Here is a 15,072-nt window from a genome sequence, read left to right as displayed (position 1 = left end):
GAGTAGTTCTCGTGCCCCTGATTTTTAAGATTGTGTTAAGAGTGATGGTTTTCTACCCGGAAAAGGGAAATTCGTGCTATATTTTAGTGGAAGAATACATAACAAGGTTGTGGCGAAAATGTAAAGGCCGCGCGTTATGAATGGGGAGGAAAGAGCATTGACCAAGATTTTAGTAGTAGATGATGAGTCTTCTATTGTAACTTTACTGCAATTTAACATTGAAAAGGCTGGCTTTGATGTAGTGACAGCGGAGGATGGTAGAACAGGGTACGAGCTTGCTTTGGCGGAAAAACCGGATTTGATTGTGCTCGATTTGATGTTGCCTGAGATGGACGGGATTGAAGTATGTAAGCAGTTGCGCCAAGATAAGGTGGAGACGCCGATTTTGATGTTGACGGCAAAAGATGACGAATTGGACAAAATTATTGGTCTGGAGCTTGGTGCAGATGACTATTTGACGAAACCGTTTAGCCCGCGTGAGGTTGTGGCGCGAATCAAGGCGATTTTGCGACGGAGTGCTGGGAAAGCGGCGGACGTGGAACCAGAAGAAACGCAGAAAGAGAAGGCTTTGCATGTTGGTGAGTTGAAGATTCTGACGGAGAGTTATGAGGTGTATTTGCAGGATGAATTGCTGGATCTGACGCCGAAGGAATTCGAGTTGTTGGTATATTTGGCGAACCACAGGGGCAAAGTTTTTTCGCGAGACCAGTTGCTGGACGCGGTTTGGAACTATGATTATATTGGTGAGACGCGGATTGTGGATGTGCATGTGAGTCATTTGCGGGATAAAATCGAGGCGGATACGAAGCAACCGCAGTACATTAAGACGATTCGCGGTTTTGGCTATAAGATGGAGAACGTGAAATCATGAAAAAATTATGGCTGAAAATAGGACTATCTTTTTTTATCTTATTTTTTATTGTCATGGTCATTGTAGGTTTCTTTTCGGGGGAACTGATGAAGAGCGTCTACTTGCATATGAAAGAAAGTCAGTTGCAGGATGACGCGAAAATATTATTGACAACGACGAAGCTGGAAGATGTTGATCTAGATCAGGATGCGGATAAAATTCAGTCGGACTTAAAGCCGCTGGAGGATAAAATTGACGCACGAATTACGGTCATTGATCGGGCGGGGCATGTGGTTGCTGATACGAAGGAAGACCCGCACAGTTTGGGAAGCCATATGGATCGTCCCGAGGTGCAGGAAGTTCTTAAGCAAGGAAAAGAGGTTGGAATAGCCACGCGAAAAAGTTCTACGCTTGGCTACAGTATGCTATATGTAGCAGTTCCAATTACGCATAATGGTGTAACGGACGGAGTGCTCCGGATTTCAATTTCATTAGAATCAGTCGAAAAAGCAGTCCATCAATTATGGCTCAACCTCACCTTGATATTTGGGTTGGCACTGGTGGTTATTGGCTTCATAAGTGCAGTGATTGCACGGCGGATTACGCGACCAGTTAACGAGATTATCGACGTGTCGATGGACTTGGCGAACAATCGTTATTACAGCAGAATTACTGGAAAAACGAGCGGCGAGTTGCAGGATTTATCGCTAAGTGTGAATCAATTGGCGCAAAGTTTAGAGAAGCAGATGCAGGAAATCGAGCTTAATCAGCAACGACTAAGCGGCATCGTGCAGAACTTGGTGAGTGGCGTGATGCTGATTGATCAACGAAAGCTGATTGTGATGACAAATCCAATGATGGAGCAGATTATCGGCGAAAAAGATCTCACTGGAAAAGCATATTATGAAGTTCTGAAAAGTTTTGCTTTGACGCAACTTGTCGATCAATGCTTAGAGCAGAAAGTCTTCCAACAAGAGGAGATTACGATTTATTTCCCAAGGGAGCTAATTTTAGACGCTAACGTTTCACCAATTTTATCAAAAACGGGTAATATAACGGGCGTGATTTTGCTGCTACATGACATTACGGAAATTAGACGTTTGGAAAATGTGCGCTCGGAGTTTGTCGCAAATGTGTCGCATGAACTGAAAACACCGGTAACCGCGCTGAAAGGTTTTGCAGAAACGCTACTTGATGGTGCGATGTATGATGAAGCGCTACTCAAGAAATTCCTCACCATAATAAAAGAGGAGAGCGATCGTTTACACCGATTAATCATGGATATTTTGGAATTATCGCGAATTGAGCAGAAACATGTGTCGATGAATTTGGAGCAGGTGGATGTGGAAGACGTGGTGATTACGACGATGGATACGGTTCGCTCGATGGCACTCGAAAAAGGGATTCAGCTTGTGCCGCCGAATTTGGCTTCACCAGTTATTATTCAAGCAGAACGTGATCGATTGCAGCAGATATTGATTAACCTCATTTCAAACGCGATTGTGTACACGCCACAAGATGGAAAAGTATCAGTCGGCGTGACGGAAAACAAGGCGAATGATACGATTGCTATCACGGTGACGGACAATGGAATCGGCATACCAGTCAAGGACATTGATCGTATTTTTGAACGTTTTTATCGGGTTGACCGAGCACGTAGCCGACATTCTGGGGGAACAGGACTCGGACTTTCTATCGTAAAACATATCGTGGAAAGTTGTGGTGGTCAGATTCAAGTGGAAAGCATCGAAGGTTCAGGTACAACTTTTACCGTAACGCTTCGAAAATAAAGATGTAACGCAAGTCGTAGTTTTAGCGGCTTGCGTTTTTCTTTACATAAAATCTAGCTTCTAACCACCGAATCTGCGGTCTTTTTGTCATTTTTTGATAAAGAAATTTACATAATCATCATCTTTACATTCTCTTAACATTAGCTACACATCACCTTAATCCAGAAGAGGTATAGTAGGTTTGTAAGTTAAATCGATAAAAAAGGTGGTTTACAGTTTATGAAGAAGAGATTTTTAGGAATAGTAGCTGTTATTGCAGCATTCACAATGATTATAGCAGGATGTGGGAATTCGAGTACATCATCAGATAAAGCAAACGGAAATTCAGGTAGCAAGGAAGTTTCTGGTTCTATCACGGCGGTCGGCTCAACAGCGCTACAACCTCTTGTCGAAGCTGCTTCGAAACAATTTACAGCTGAAAATCCTAAAGCACAAATCAACGTGCAAGGTGGCGGATCTGGTACTGGCCTAACGCAAGTGCAACAAGGCGCAGTAGATATCGGCAACTCGGATGTTTTCGCTGAAGAAAAAGACGGCGTTGATGCTTCTAAACTAGTAGACCACAGAGTCGCAGTTGTCGGCATGGCACCAGTCGTTAACAAAGACGCTGGCGTGAAAAATATTTCAAAACAACAATTAATCGACATTTTCACTGGCAAAATTACAAACTGGAAAGATGTTGGCGGTAAAAACGAAAAAATCACCATCATCAATCGTGCAGAAGGAAGCGGAACACGCGCAACTTTTGAAAAATGGGGCTTAGATGGCGCGACTCCAATTAAAGCGCAAGAACAAGATTCCTCAGGTACCGTTCGTAAAATCGTAAGCGAAACACCAGGTGCTATCAGTTACCTAGCTTTCTCTTATATTGACGATTCGATCCAAGGACTTTCCCTTGATAATGTAGAGCCGAAAGAAGAAAACGTAGCAACAAACGATTGGAAAATTTGGGCTTACGAGCATATGTATACAAACGGTGAAGCGACAGGACTTGCGAAACAATTCCTAGCTTACATCACGAGCGAAGACGTTCAAAATGACTTGGTGCCACAACTTGGTTACCAATCGATTCACTCAATGAAAGTAGAACGCGATGCTAAAGGAAATATCACAGAAGTTAAATAAAAAATATATTGGGAAAGCCGCTTAAGTATAGAAATAACCTTTGAATAAAGTAAGAAGCATCAGACCCTAGTTGGGTAGGATGAAGATTGTGCTTTAAACAAATTGAGCGAAAGCGTTTGGATTCAGGCTGTTTGGTGGAAGCCGGAAGCGGAGTGTACGACTTGTACATGAGAACCGGAAGTCTATCAAATTGCCTGAATGCGAGCGCTTGTCGCCGATTTATATGGGGTATGTTCTATTCTTAAGGGCGCAAACCCGTTGTTGGGAAGAAACGAACCTCAGCATCGGAAAGGAGTCTACGCAGTGGAAGCAAGAGAAAAAGCATTAACGCAAACTTCCAAAAAAGCCCGTCTTGAAAAAAGAGGGAAAATCATAACTTTTATCTGCATCAGCATCATGGTGATTGCAGCAGCATCCATTCTTTTCTTTGTTATTTCGAAAGGACTGGCTACTTTTTTTGTCAATGATGTTTCGTTTGTTGACTTCATTACAGGGACAGATTGGAACCCTTCCAAAACAGATGCCGCTGGAAATCCACTCGTTGGCGCCTTGCCGATGATTCTTGGTTCTTTTGGTGTAACATTACTCGCAGCTTGTATTGCTGCACCGCTCGCGATTGGCGCTGCTATTTTTATGGTGGAAATATCGCCAAAGTTTGGTAAGAAAATTTTACAACCGGTGATGGAGTTGCTCGTGGGGATTCCATCCGTTGTTTACGGGTTTATCGGACTCAGCGTTGTTGTTCCGTTTATTCGGGAACATATTTCAGGAAGTGGTTTTGGGATTGCAGCGGCGACCGCGGTTTTGACCGTCATGATTTTGCCGACTGTGACCAGTTTGACAGTGGATGCGATTCAATCGGTACCACGTCATTATCGTGAGGCTTCGCTTGCGCTCGGTGCAACGCGGTGGCAGACGATTTGGAAAGTAATTCTGCGCAGTGCACGACCGGGTATTTTGACCGCCGTTGTTTTCGGAATGGCGCGCGCGTTTGGGGAAGCACTGGCTGTACAAATGGTTATCGGAAACTCCGTGGTTATCCCGACTTCGTTATTCGAACCGGCCTCCACGTTAACTAGTATTTTAACAATGGGAATGGGAAATACCGTCATGGGGACACTTGATAATAACGTGCTTTGGTCGCTAGCTATGGTGCTACTGGCAATGTCGCTGTTCTTTATCATTATGATCCGCTTCATCGGCCGTAGGAGGAAAGTCAAATGAATGTAAAAACAAAAGATAAGATTGCGACCTCCGTTTTCTATTTGATTGCGCTACTCATTGTCGTTATTTTAGCTGGATTACTTGGCTATATCCTAGTTCGAGGCGTGCCTCATCTGAGCTGGCATTTCCTAACCTCGCCACCAGAATCGTTCAAAGCGGGCGGTGGGATTGGTCCAGAAATCTGGAACTCCTTTTACATGTTGCTTATCACGATGATCTTATCCGTTCCAATCGCGCTTGGAGCCGGTATCTACATGGCAGAATACGCCCGCAAAAATTGGATTACAGACTTTATCCGTACAACGATTGAAGTCCTGTCTTCTTTACCATCGATCGTGGTCGGTTTGTTCGGCTTCTTAATTTTCGTGTTGCAGATGGGGTGGAGCTTCTCGGTTATTTCCGGGGCACTGACGCTAACCATCTTTAATCTACCGCTACTCATTCGCGTTATTGAGGAAGCACTCAATGCCATTCCAAATACGCAACGAGAAGCAGGGCTTGCACTAGGCTTGTCGCGCTGGGAAACCATAACACGGGTTCTAGTTCCAGCCGCGCTACCAGCCATCGTGACCGGCGTTATTTTAGCCGCAGGACGCGTATTTGGTGAAGCAGCCGCCTTAATCTACACTGCTGGACAAAGTACACCAACACTGAACTTCGGGGACTGGAATCCAATGAATCCGACGTCACCGCTGAACATTTTCCGCCCAGCAGAAACACTCGCCGTTCACATTTGGAAAATTAATGGGGAAGGAATCATGCCTGACGCCGCAGCCGTATCAGCGGGAGCGTCCGCCGTACTCATTCTTTCCGTGCTACTTTTCAATATTTTAGCCCGCATTCTAGGAAAATACGTATTTAAAAAGATGACGTCTTCCTGATTTGGTGGACAAAAGGAGTTTTGTAAAATGATGGCAACTACTAATATGTCGTTCGCGATAAATGAAGCAAAAGACGAAATCGTGACAGCAGGCGCGCCCGCAATGGCAACCAATGATTTGCACGTCTATTACGGCGACAACCACGCGATTCAAGGTGTCGACTTAGAATTCCATGAAAACCAAGTGACAGCTCTGATTGGCCCGTCCGGATGCGGGAAATCGACGTATCTCCGCGCGCTCAATCGAATGAATGACGAAATCGATGGCTGCCGAATGGAAGGCGAAATTCTATATAACGGCATCAACATTAACCGCAAAGAAGTGGATTTATATAACGTTCGCAAAGAAATCGGGATGGTATTCCAAAAGCCGAATCCATTCACAAAATCGATTTTTGAAAATATTGCTTTTAGTTTGAAGCGTCACGGTATGAAAAATAAAGCCGAGCTCGCAGAACGTGTCGAGAAGAGTCTGCGTAGCGCCGCACTTTGGGATGAAGTTAAAGATGATTTAGGCAAAAGCGCCTTATCTTTGTCTGGCGGACAGCAACAACGCCTATGCATTGCGCGCGCGATTGCGATGCAGCCAGAAGTTTTGCTACTAGACGAACCGGCCTCCGCACTTGATCCGATTTCAACGAGTAAGATAGAGGATTTAATCCATGAATTGAAGAAAAAATACACGATTATTATCGTAACACACAATATGCAACAAGCCGCTCGGGTATCCGATCACACTGCCTTTTTCTACCTCGGAAAAGTAGTGGAAGTGAGCGATACGTCGACATTATTCACCAACCCGTCTAATAAACAAACACAAGACTATATCTCCGGAAACTTTGGATAGGAAAGGAGCCACCCCAATGACAACAGTAACGGACACAGAATTCGTCATCGAAACAAGAGACGTAGACCTTTTCTACGGGCAAAAACAAGCGCTAAATAAGATTAGTCTAAACTTCAAGAAAAATCGGGTCACAGCGCTTATAGGGCCGTCTGGATGTGGGAAATCTACTTTTCTCCGCACATTGAACCGAATGAATGATCTGATTCCAAACGTCACAATCAAAGGTGAAATCAAAGTCGCCGATCAAAATATCCAAAGCTCCAAAATCGACACGGTAAATTTACGCAAAAAAGTCGGGATGGTCTTCCAACAACCAAATCCATTCCCCTTTTCGATTTACGATAACGTTGCATACGGACCAAGAACACACGGCGTCAAAAATAAGAAAAAACTTGATGAAATCGTCGAACGTAGCTTACGTCAGGCGGCGCTTTGGGATGAAGTACATGATCGTTTGCACAAATCAGCGCTAGGCATGTCTGGCGGACAGCAACAACGGCTTTGCATCGCGCGGGTTCTGGCAGTACAACCAGAAGTTATCCTAATGGATGAGCCAACCTCTGCGCTCGATCCAATTTCCACAGCTAAAATGGAAAATCTAATTTTAGAGTTGAAAAAAGAGTATACCATCGTTATCGTGACGCATAATATGCAACAAGCATCGCGTATTTCTGATGAGACAGCCTTTTTCCTCAACGGAGAAATCATTGAATTCACTGATACAACCACCATTTTCACGAATCCAGCAGAACAACAAACGCAAGACTATATCTCAGGACGATTTGGATAAGGAGCGAAGCATATGCCAGTTAGAAGAATTTTTAATGAACAGTTAAATGAGCTGCACCAACACTTACTCGAGATGGGAATGCTAGTCAACGAGGCGATTTACAAAGCCGTTAAGTCTCTTGTTAACCGAGATCATGAGTTAGCGGAAAACGTGATTGCAAGCGACCGCTCTATCAATAATATGGAGTTGGCGCTGGAACAAAGATCGTTTGAACTCATTGCGCTTCAACAACCAGTAGGCATTGATCTTCGCAAAATTGTCACGGTTTTAAAAGCGAGTTCGGATTTGGAGCGAATTGGTGACCACGCCGTCAGCATTGCAAAAACAACCATTCTAGTCGGTCGAACAAAAGTCGTGAAGCCAATTCCAGAAATTCAAGAGATGGGCGATATCGTCAAAATAATGGTACATGACGTTCTCAAAGCCTATCTGGCAGAGGACGAAGAGGCGGCTCGCGAAATAGCAACGCGTGATAATGAAGTAGATAAACTCCAACGCGTCATTTATACAAAATGTATCCATTTCATGCAAGAAGACCCAGATCATTTAGAGGAGATTTCGTATTTACTCCTTGTTGCACAGTATTTGGAGCGGATTGGGGACTATGTAACGAACGTCTGCGAATGGATTGTGTATTTGAAGAGTGGCGAAATTGAAGAATTGAATAACTAATGTAAAAAAACTCTGCCACGGTGATGTGACAGAGTTTTTCATGTATCAATTATTTAATTTCCGAGCTTGTTTCAAAGTGAATTCAAGGGAATCCATAATAAATTCTGTCGTTTCTTCTTGCAAGTATTCCCCGTTTAAATGTTGATGTTCCTCGTAACGCAAATCCTCAATTATTTTTTCGATTCGTTTTGCGATGTCGTTCTTTTCTTTCGTTGTGACCGGTTTATATGAGGGTTCACTATTTTGGCCAATTAGATAATCTACCGAAACATCAAATAACGTTGCAATATGGCGAACCGTATCCAAATCCGGTTCTCGAATGCCATACTCCCAGTTACCGTATGTAGAAGGGGCCTTCAGTCCGAGTCTTCTTGCTGTTTCGGCTTTCGACCAGCCTTGCTTTTCCCTTAAAACTGTCAATCGTCCGCTTAAATCTGGCATGCTATCACTCCTTTGTGTAAATTATATCATGATTTTGCGGATTGAGCTCTTTTTTTACATAAATAAACTCATTTTGTACATAGTGACTGAAATACTTGCAATTTTATCAAATCTATATTAATATATGTGTATATAAACATATATTAAAAGTTGTGCTGGCTAAACCTTGCTAAGTTTCGTTTTTTGGTCTATTATATGTGTATGTGAACATATACGAGAATTGGAGTGATAAGAGATGGAACAAAGCAAACAACTATTAGGCGAAGAAACACTTTTTGGTGTAACGCAAATTTTTAAAGCATTGGCTGATCCGACGCGTGTTCAAATTTTAAACTTGGTGCAAGATCAAGAGTATTCGGTGAACGATATTGCGCGGACACTGGGTTTCAATCAGACGACAGTTTCCCATCAATTACGCTTTTTAAAAAATTTACGCTTAGTGAAATCAAGACGTGAAGGCACGACGATTTATTATACGCAAGATGACAACCACGTTCTGGAACTGCTCTCGCAAGCGATTAGGCACGTGGAACACACAAATTGAGAAGGGACGAGGAGGACAATGGCAGAATTCAAATTAAGTGGGCTTTCTTGTGCACACTGCGCGCAAGAAATGGAAGCCGAAATGAAGCAATTGAAGCATGGCAAGGATGCGAAAGTACTCTATAACTCTGGGAAAATGATTATTTCGAATAAGATGGCGATGCCGGAAGTAGAAAAAATATTGAAACAAGAAGGTGTTTCGATTGTGCAACCAGATGGCGAGCACGATCATGACCACAGCCATGGCGACACGAAGCTCATCGTTCAGATTGTCATTTCAACGCTGCTATTCTTCCTCGCCTTTTTTACGGATAAATATATGCCAACGTGGGGATCTTTCAGTATTTATTTCGTTGCGGCAGCACTCAGCGGGTACCAAACGTTCTTCAAAGGGCTCAAGAATTTATTCCGTTTGAAGTTTAATATCGATACATTGATGACGGTTGCGCTAGTCGGTGCCTTTATTATTGGGGACTGGCGTGAAGGAACGGTCGTTGCGATATTATTCGGCGTGAATGAATATTTGGAAGGCTTCGGAATGCGCCAAGCACGCAAGTCGATGGCTGAATTATTGAAAGTTGTGCCAAAAACGGCGAACCTTTTGAAAGATGGTGTTGCAACAGAAGTACCGATTACTGACTTGCGACTTGGCGACATGATTTTGATTAAAGCAGGCGGAAAAGTACCGTCTGACGCTGTGATTGTTGATGGAAAAAGCTCTGTGAACGAAGCCGCGATTACGGGGGAGTCGATGCCCGTTGAAAAACAAATTGGTGACGCCTTGTTTGGCGGTTCGGTCAATAATGAAGGAACGCTAAAAGCTGAAATCACTGCTGTTTATGAGGACTCGTCGCTAGCTAAAATTTTGCATTTGGTAGAGGAAGCACAGGAAACGAAGACGCCGACAGAACTATTCATCGATCGGTTTGCGAAATATTACACACCAATTATTATGATGTTTGCCGTATTAGTGACTATCGTGCCCCCACTTTTCTTCGGTGGAGCTTGGAGTCACTGGGTTTATGAAGGACTCGCCGTATTAATTATCGGTTGTCCATGCGCGCTAATCCTATCTTCACCCGTTGCGATTGTTTCTGGAATTACACGTAGCGCCAAGAACGGTGTTTTGATTAAAGGTGGCGTTTTCTTAGAACAACTTGCCAAAACGAAACAAATTGCGTTCGATAAAACAGGGACGCTAACAGAAGGAAAACCAGCTGTTGAGAAAGAAATTGTGTATGATGAAGCGAACTTTTTCCAAATTTCCAGTATGATGGAACAAAGCTCAGGACATCCGATCGCAGCTGCCATCATCGCTCGTATCGGTTCAGTGAGTGCAGAAATGGACAGCTTAACGACGATTGGCGGAAAAGGACTCGTTGGCACATTCGAAGGAAAACAGTATTTCTTGGGTAACGAGCAACAAATCCCAGAATCGAGTTGGACAGACGCGGCTAGAATGGACGTCAAAGCACTGAAAGAAGCAGGATATACAGTCGTTATTACTGCATCAGAAACCACAGTTCTCGGCATGTTTGGTATTCAAGATGCTCTGCGCAAAGAAAGTAAACAACTCGTGACAGAGCTTCATAAAGAGGGCATAACCAATATTATTATGCTAACCGGCGACCATGAAAAAACTGCTGAAAAAGTAGCGAACGAAATCGGCATCGATCACTATTATGCAAGTTTGCTACCAGAAGATAAATTAACTAAAATCGGCGAACTTCAGACTCAAAATGGTAGTATTGCAATGGTTGGCGATGGTATTAACGACTCCCCAGCCCTCGCAACCGCTGACCTTGGAATCGCAATGGGTAAAGGGACCGACAGCGCGATTGAAGTGGCAGATATCGTACTTATGCAGGACCATTTAGGCAAATTACCAATTACAGTAAAAATCGCTAAAAAGGTACGATTCGTCGTAGGATTCAATATCGCTTTCGCGTTAGGCCTCAAAATAGTAGCGTTATTACTCGCTCTAACAGGCTATCTAACCCTATGGATGGCAATCATGGCAGATATGGGCGCAACCATCGTTGTAACCATCTTCGGACTTTCCATCTTATTCCGAAGTAAAGCTGAAAAAGAAATTAAATAAGCGAGCAAAAAACAAGGAGTAGCAATGCTTCTTGTTTTTGTTGAAATAAACCGATAAACCGCATACTAGCAAGTGTTTTAGGTTGCTATCAATACGCATCCTCGTTATACTAGTAAAAAAAGAAAACCATTTGGGGGAAGAACATGAAGCAACTATCTAATAGCAAAAAAATAATCGTTATTTTAGGCATCATAGTCCTACTAGCCGTCTCTGTTGCAGCAGTAATGTTCAACGATGATCTAACATCAGTCATTATCATTTCTATCGTCCAATTCATTTTGATTCAAGCGGTTTGCTATGTTGGGATTTATTCCGTTATGAAAGTTGGCGTCACGCGCGGGCATAAATTATTCACGTGGGGAATCTTGACGACACTTATTTTTATGGGACTTATCTATATTTTTGCAGCAGACAATTTCAGACAATATTCGGCGGCTATTATCGCCTTACTCGGCTTCAGCTCGGCTTTAATCATGCGTGAAGTAGAAAATACGCATCCAGACAATAAAAAACAAGATGAACAATGAGGAGTGAAGCAAAATGGGAATCCATCAATACTTTCGCAGCTTATCTGATTTAGAGAATATTTACCGTTGTCCAGGCAAGTTCAAATATCAAGAACACTCAGTTGCGGAGCATTCATTCAAAGTGACTCAAGTGGCGCAGTTCTTAGGTAACGTAGAGGAACAAGCTGGTCAAACCGTTAATTGGCGGGCTTTATATGAAAAGGCACTGAATCATGATTATCCAGAATTATTCATTGGGGATATCAAAACACCCGTCAAATATGCCACCGCAGAACTTCGCGAAATGCTATCCGAAGTAGAAGAAACGATGACGCGAAACTTCATTAACAATGAGATTCCGAAAGAGTTTCAAGCGATTTATCACGTTTTACTTAAAGAAGGCAAAGACGATACGTTAGAAGGACAAATTTTGGCGGTGGCTGATAAAGTAGACTTGCTGTACGAATCATTCGGCGAAATCCAGAAAGGCAATCCAGAACCAACCTTCACAAAGATTTACAGCGAAGCACTAGAAACGATCTATCAATTCCGCGACATGAACTGTGTCCAGTACTTCTTACGTGAAATATTACCAGACCTACTCGCAGAAAAAGGGATTGAAAAAACGGATTTACCAGCTTTAACAGATGAAATCAAAGCACGCGTTTTAAAAGCGGATAGTTAAAAAAGAGGGAGAGCGAAGCCTATGTGGGATCAGCTAATTTCGGCATTAATTTTTCCAGGATTGTTGGTTATCATATTATCGCGAATTACGTACCAGCGTTTCGTAGGTTTAGGGTTAACCGTGATTTTAATAGCTGTTTCTGCTCGCATGGGTTTCACAAATACGTGGTGGCTCATATGTCTAGACGCGATTTCGATGACGGTGGGATTCTTCCTAGCAACACGGATGCTGGGCAGGTTGCGTCAGGCAGACAAAGAAGTGTGAAAAAGGCGCGTGTATATGATGAAAGAGGTTGAGACAAATTCAAGATAAAGCAAAAACGCTCTCCCATTTCTTCGGGTAGGACGAAAAATTCTGCTTTACACAAATCGAGCGAAAGCGTTTGTATTCAGGGGATTTGGTGGAAGCCGGAAGCGGAGCATACTTGTGTATGTGAGAACCGGAAGTCCGCCAAATCCCCTGAATGCGAACGCTTGTCGCCGATTTATTAGGATTATGTTCCATCCTCTTCGTGTTACATGGATGCGAAAATACGTTCGCTTTTTACTAGCGAATTTGGAACAATTATGATAAAATGAATACATGTGATGAGTCTGGGATTTGCCTAGACTCACTTTCGTTTTGCTAAAGGAGGAGAAAAGGTGAAGGATACATTTCAACTAGTTTCGAAATACACGCCACAAGGGGATCAACCGAAAGCTATCGAGAAATTGGTTGCAGGCCTTAACAACGGTGTAAAACATCAAACCTTACTTGGGGCAACTGGAACAGGGAAGACGTTTACAGTTTCTAATGTGATTCAAGAAGTCAATAAGCCAACCCTGGTCATCGCTCATAATAAGACGTTGGCAGGACAACTATATAGTGAATTTAAAGAGTTTTTTCCAGATAACGCAGTGGAATATTTTGTAAGTTACTATGATTACTATCAACCAGAGGCATATGTACCGCAAACAGATACCTTCATAGAAAAGGATTCCAGTGTGAATGATGAAATTGATAAATTGCGACATTCTGCGACAGCATCTTTGTTTGAACGACGAGATGTTATTATTATAGCCAGTGTGTCCTGTATTTACGGATTGGGTTCTCCAGAAGAATATGGTGCTATGCTTGTTTCCTTGCGACCTGGAATGGAGATTAGCCGCGATCAATTGTTACGCGATTTAGTAGAAATACAGTATGATCGTAACGATATTGATTTCCAGCGCGGTCGTTTTCGTGTCCGCGGAGATGTTGTGGAGATTTTCCCAGCGTCACGTGATGAACACTGTATGCGTGTCGAATTTTTTGGCGATGAAATTGAGCGGATTCGTGAAGTGGATGCCCTAACAGGTGAAATAATTGGAGAACGGGAACACGTATCTATTTTCCCAGCGTCCCACTTTGTTACGCGTCCAGATATTATGAAGAAGGCAATTGTGAACATTAAGGCGGAGTTAGAGGACCGCTTGAAAGTACTGCGTGAAGATAATAAACTGCTCGAGGCACAGCGTTTGGAGCAACGTACGAATTATGATATTGAAATGATGGAAGAGATGGGTTATTGTTCGGGCGTTGAGAACTATTCACGTCATTTAGGTTTGCGCGAAGCTGGCTCCACGCCTTATACGCTGTTAGACTTTTTCCCGGATGATTTCCAAATAGTTATTGATGAATCCCACGTAACGATGCCGCAAATTCGTGGTATGTACAATGGGGACCAAGCGCGCAAACAGATGTTGGTAGATCATGGTTTCAGGCTTCCATCGGCACTGGATAATCGTCCGTTGCGTTTAGAGGAATTTGAGAAGCATGTCAATCAAATTATGTATATTTCGGCGACACCGGGTCCATATGAACTGGCCTTAAATCCAGATGTTATTCAACAAATCATTCGTCCTACAGGTCTGCTTGATCCGATTATAGAAATTCGACCAATCGAAGGACAAATTGATGATTTGATAGATGAAATAAATGAACGTATTAAGAAAAATGAACGTGTTTTGATTACAACGCTAACGAAGAAAATGTCAGAGGATTTAACGGATTATTTGAAGGAAACTGGTATTAAAGTGCAATATCTGCATTCAGAAGTTAAGACGTTGGAACGGATTGAGATTATTCGGGACTTGCGACTTGGTGTGTATGATGTCCTTGTTGGGATTAACTTGTTACGTGAAGGAATCGATATACCAGAGGTCTCGTTAGTCACAATTCTTGATGCTGATAAAGAAGGCTTCCTCCGCTCAGAGCGTTCTCTCGTCCAAACAATTGGTCGTGCCGCGCGTAATCAGAACGGTAAAGTTATTATGTATGCGGACAAGATGACGGATTCTATGAAGTTTGCAATTAGTGAGACATCGCGCCGTCGTGAGATACAAGAGGCTTATAACTTAGAGCATGGTATTACGCCGCAAACGATTATTAAGGATGTTCGTGGGGTCATCGCTGCAACAACTGCTGCTGAAACAAGAGAAGCTGAGCACCTGAAAGACCTTAGCAAGATGAATAAGAAAGAACGAATGGCATTTATCGAAGAATTAGAACATGAAATGAAAGATGCGGCAAAAGCACTCGACTTTGAACGTGCAGCGCAACTTCGTGATACCTTACTCGAGTTAAAAGCGGAAGGATGA

At 43.0% G+C, this 15,072-nt stretch carries 15 protein-coding genes; 14 read left to right on the top strand and 1 reads right to left on the bottom strand.

Annotated features, from left to right (window positions below; translation table 11 throughout):
• Positions 1-157 precede the first annotated feature (157 nt).
• From HCJ66_RS05995 to phoU, 8 genes are all read left to right on the top strand, one after another.
• Entirely contained in the window at positions 158-871 is a 714-nt protein-coding gene (locus tag HCJ66_RS05995) for a response regulator transcription factor (RefSeq protein ID WP_187132305.1), read from the top strand.
• The gene (gene pnpS, locus HCJ66_RS05990; RefSeq protein WP_187132304.1) at positions 868-2,640 is read left to right on the top strand and encodes a two-component system histidine kinase PnpS; all 1,773 of its coding nucleotides are present in this window, start codon (positions 868-870) and stop codon (positions 2,638-2,640) included. The genes HCJ66_RS05995 and pnpS overlap by 4 nt, the downstream gene beginning before the upstream one ends.
• A 219-nt stretch (positions 2,641-2,859) precedes the next feature.
• Positions 2,860-3,765 (top strand): phosphate ABC transporter substrate-binding protein, encoded by a 906-nt coding sequence (locus HCJ66_RS05985; RefSeq protein ID WP_187132303.1) that lies wholly within the window; start codon positions 2,860-2,862, stop codon positions 3,763-3,765.
• A 303-nt stretch (positions 3,766-4,068) separates the two neighbouring features.
• The gene (gene pstC, locus HCJ66_RS05980) at positions 4,069-4,989 is read left to right on the top strand and encodes a phosphate ABC transporter permease subunit PstC (RefSeq protein ID WP_181677405.1); all 921 of its coding nucleotides are present in this window, start codon (positions 4,069-4,071) and stop codon (positions 4,987-4,989) included.
• Positions 4,986-5,870 carry a phosphate ABC transporter permease PstA gene (gene pstA / locus HCJ66_RS05975; RefSeq protein ID WP_036089747.1) on the top strand — a complete coding sequence of 295 codons (885 nt, stop codon included), beginning with the start codon at positions 4,986-4,988 and terminating at the stop codon, positions 5,868-5,870. The genes pstC and pstA overlap by 4 nt, the downstream gene beginning before the upstream one ends.
• Positions 5,871-5,915: 45 nt before the next feature.
• Positions 5,916-6,716: a phosphate ABC transporter ATP-binding protein PstB gene (gene pstB / locus HCJ66_RS05970; protein ID WP_246438587.1), complete on the top strand. Its 801-nt coding sequence runs from the start codon at positions 5,916-5,918 to the stop codon at positions 6,714-6,716.
• Positions 6,717-6,732: 16 nt separating this feature from the next.
• Complete coding sequence (gene pstB / locus HCJ66_RS05965) at positions 6,733-7,506, top strand: phosphate ABC transporter ATP-binding protein PstB (RefSeq protein ID WP_187132302.1); 774 nt, start codon at positions 6,733-6,735, stop codon at positions 7,504-7,506.
• Positions 7,507-7,518: 12 nt separating this feature from the next.
• Entirely contained in the window at positions 7,519-8,178 is a 660-nt protein-coding gene (phoU, locus tag HCJ66_RS05960) for a phosphate signaling complex protein PhoU (protein WP_187132301.1), read from the top strand.
• Between the two features lie 45 nt (positions 8,179-8,223).
• On the opposite strand, the gene HCJ66_RS05955 is transcribed toward phoU, so the two are convergent.
• Positions 8,224-8,619 (bottom strand): helix-turn-helix domain-containing protein, encoded by a 396-nt coding sequence (locus tag HCJ66_RS05955; protein ID WP_036076692.1) that lies wholly within the window; start codon positions 8,617-8,619, stop codon positions 8,224-8,226.
• Between the two features lie 235 nt (positions 8,620-8,854).
• Between HCJ66_RS05955 and HCJ66_RS05950 the strand changes: the two genes are divergently transcribed.
• The 6 genes from HCJ66_RS05950 (at position 8,855) to uvrB (ending at position 15,072) form a co-directional block, all read left to right on the top strand.
• Positions 8,855-9,163, top strand: coding sequence for an ArsR/SmtB family transcription factor (locus tag HCJ66_RS05950; RefSeq protein WP_036089755.1), 309 nt, complete (start codon positions 8,855-8,857; stop codon positions 9,161-9,163).
• A gap of 18 nt (positions 9,164-9,181) precedes the next feature.
• Positions 9,182-11,263 (top strand): heavy metal translocating P-type ATPase, encoded by a 2,082-nt coding sequence (locus HCJ66_RS05945; protein WP_187132300.1) that lies wholly within the window; start codon positions 9,182-9,184, stop codon positions 11,261-11,263.
• 143 nt (positions 11,264-11,406) lie between these two features.
• On the top strand, positions 11,407-11,790 hold the full coding sequence (locus tag HCJ66_RS05940; RefSeq protein WP_187132299.1) for a hypothetical protein: 384 nt from the start codon (positions 11,407-11,409) through the stop codon (positions 11,788-11,790).
• A 13-nt stretch (positions 11,791-11,803) separates the two neighbouring features.
• A complete protein-coding gene (locus HCJ66_RS05935) occupies positions 11,804-12,454 on the top strand; it encodes an HD domain-containing protein (RefSeq protein WP_036131767.1) in 651 nt (216 codons plus the stop codon).
• A 21-nt stretch (positions 12,455-12,475) separates the two neighbouring features.
• Positions 12,476-12,718, top strand: a complete 243-nt coding sequence (locus tag HCJ66_RS05930; RefSeq protein WP_187132298.1) for a CsbA family protein — start codon at positions 12,476-12,478, stop codon at positions 12,716-12,718.
• Positions 12,719-13,095: 377 nt separating this feature from the next.
• Complete coding sequence (gene uvrB / locus HCJ66_RS05925) at positions 13,096-15,072, top strand: excinuclease ABC subunit UvrB (protein WP_187132297.1); 1,977 nt, start codon at positions 13,096-13,098, stop codon at positions 15,070-15,072.

Origin of the sequence: Paenilisteria portnoyi (assembly GCF_014322795.1) — a bacterium.
Taxonomy (GTDB): domain Bacteria; phylum Bacillota; class Bacilli; order Lactobacillales; family Listeriaceae; genus Listeria_A; species Listeria_A portnoyi.
The sequence above is the reverse complement of the archived record's forward strand: the minus strand, read 5'-3'. Positions and strand labels throughout refer to the sequence as shown.

Bases quoted from the DNA above. Each gene is read 5' to 3' on its own strand.
- pnpS (WP_187132304.1), top strand. From the start codon at position 868: ATGAAAAAATTATGGCTGAAAATAGGACTATCTTTTTTTATCTTATTT.
- HCJ66_RS05985 (WP_187132303.1), top strand. From the start codon at position 2,860: ATGAAGAAGAGATTTTTAGGAATAGTAGCTGTTATTGCAGCATTCACA.
- pstA (WP_036089747.1), top strand. From the start codon at position 4,986: ATGAATGTAAAAACAAAAGATAAGATTGCGACCTCCGTTTTCTATTTG.
- pstB (WP_246438587.1), top strand. From the start codon at position 5,916: ATGTCGTTCGCGATAAATGAAGCAAAAGACGAAATCGTGACAGCAGGC.
- pstB (WP_187132302.1), top strand. From the start codon at position 6,733: ATGACAACAGTAACGGACACAGAATTCGTCATCGAAACAAGAGACGTA.
- phoU (WP_187132301.1), top strand. From the start codon at position 7,519: ATGCCAGTTAGAAGAATTTTTAATGAACAGTTAAATGAGCTGCACCAA.
- HCJ66_RS05955 (WP_036076692.1), bottom strand. From the start codon at position 8,619: ATGCCAGATTTAAGCGGACGATTGACAGTTTTAAGGGAAAAGCAAGGC.
- HCJ66_RS05950 (WP_036089755.1), top strand. From the start codon at position 8,855: ATGGAACAAAGCAAACAACTATTAGGCGAAGAAACACTTTTTGGTGTA.
- HCJ66_RS05945 (WP_187132300.1), top strand. From the start codon at position 9,182: ATGGCAGAATTCAAATTAAGTGGGCTTTCTTGTGCACACTGCGCGCAA.
- HCJ66_RS05940 (WP_187132299.1), top strand. From the start codon at position 11,407: ATGAAGCAACTATCTAATAGCAAAAAAATAATCGTTATTTTAGGCATC.
- HCJ66_RS05935 (WP_036131767.1), top strand. From the start codon at position 11,804: ATGGGAATCCATCAATACTTTCGCAGCTTATCTGATTTAGAGAATATT.
- HCJ66_RS05930 (WP_187132298.1), top strand. From the start codon at position 12,476: ATGTGGGATCAGCTAATTTCGGCATTAATTTTTCCAGGATTGTTGGTT.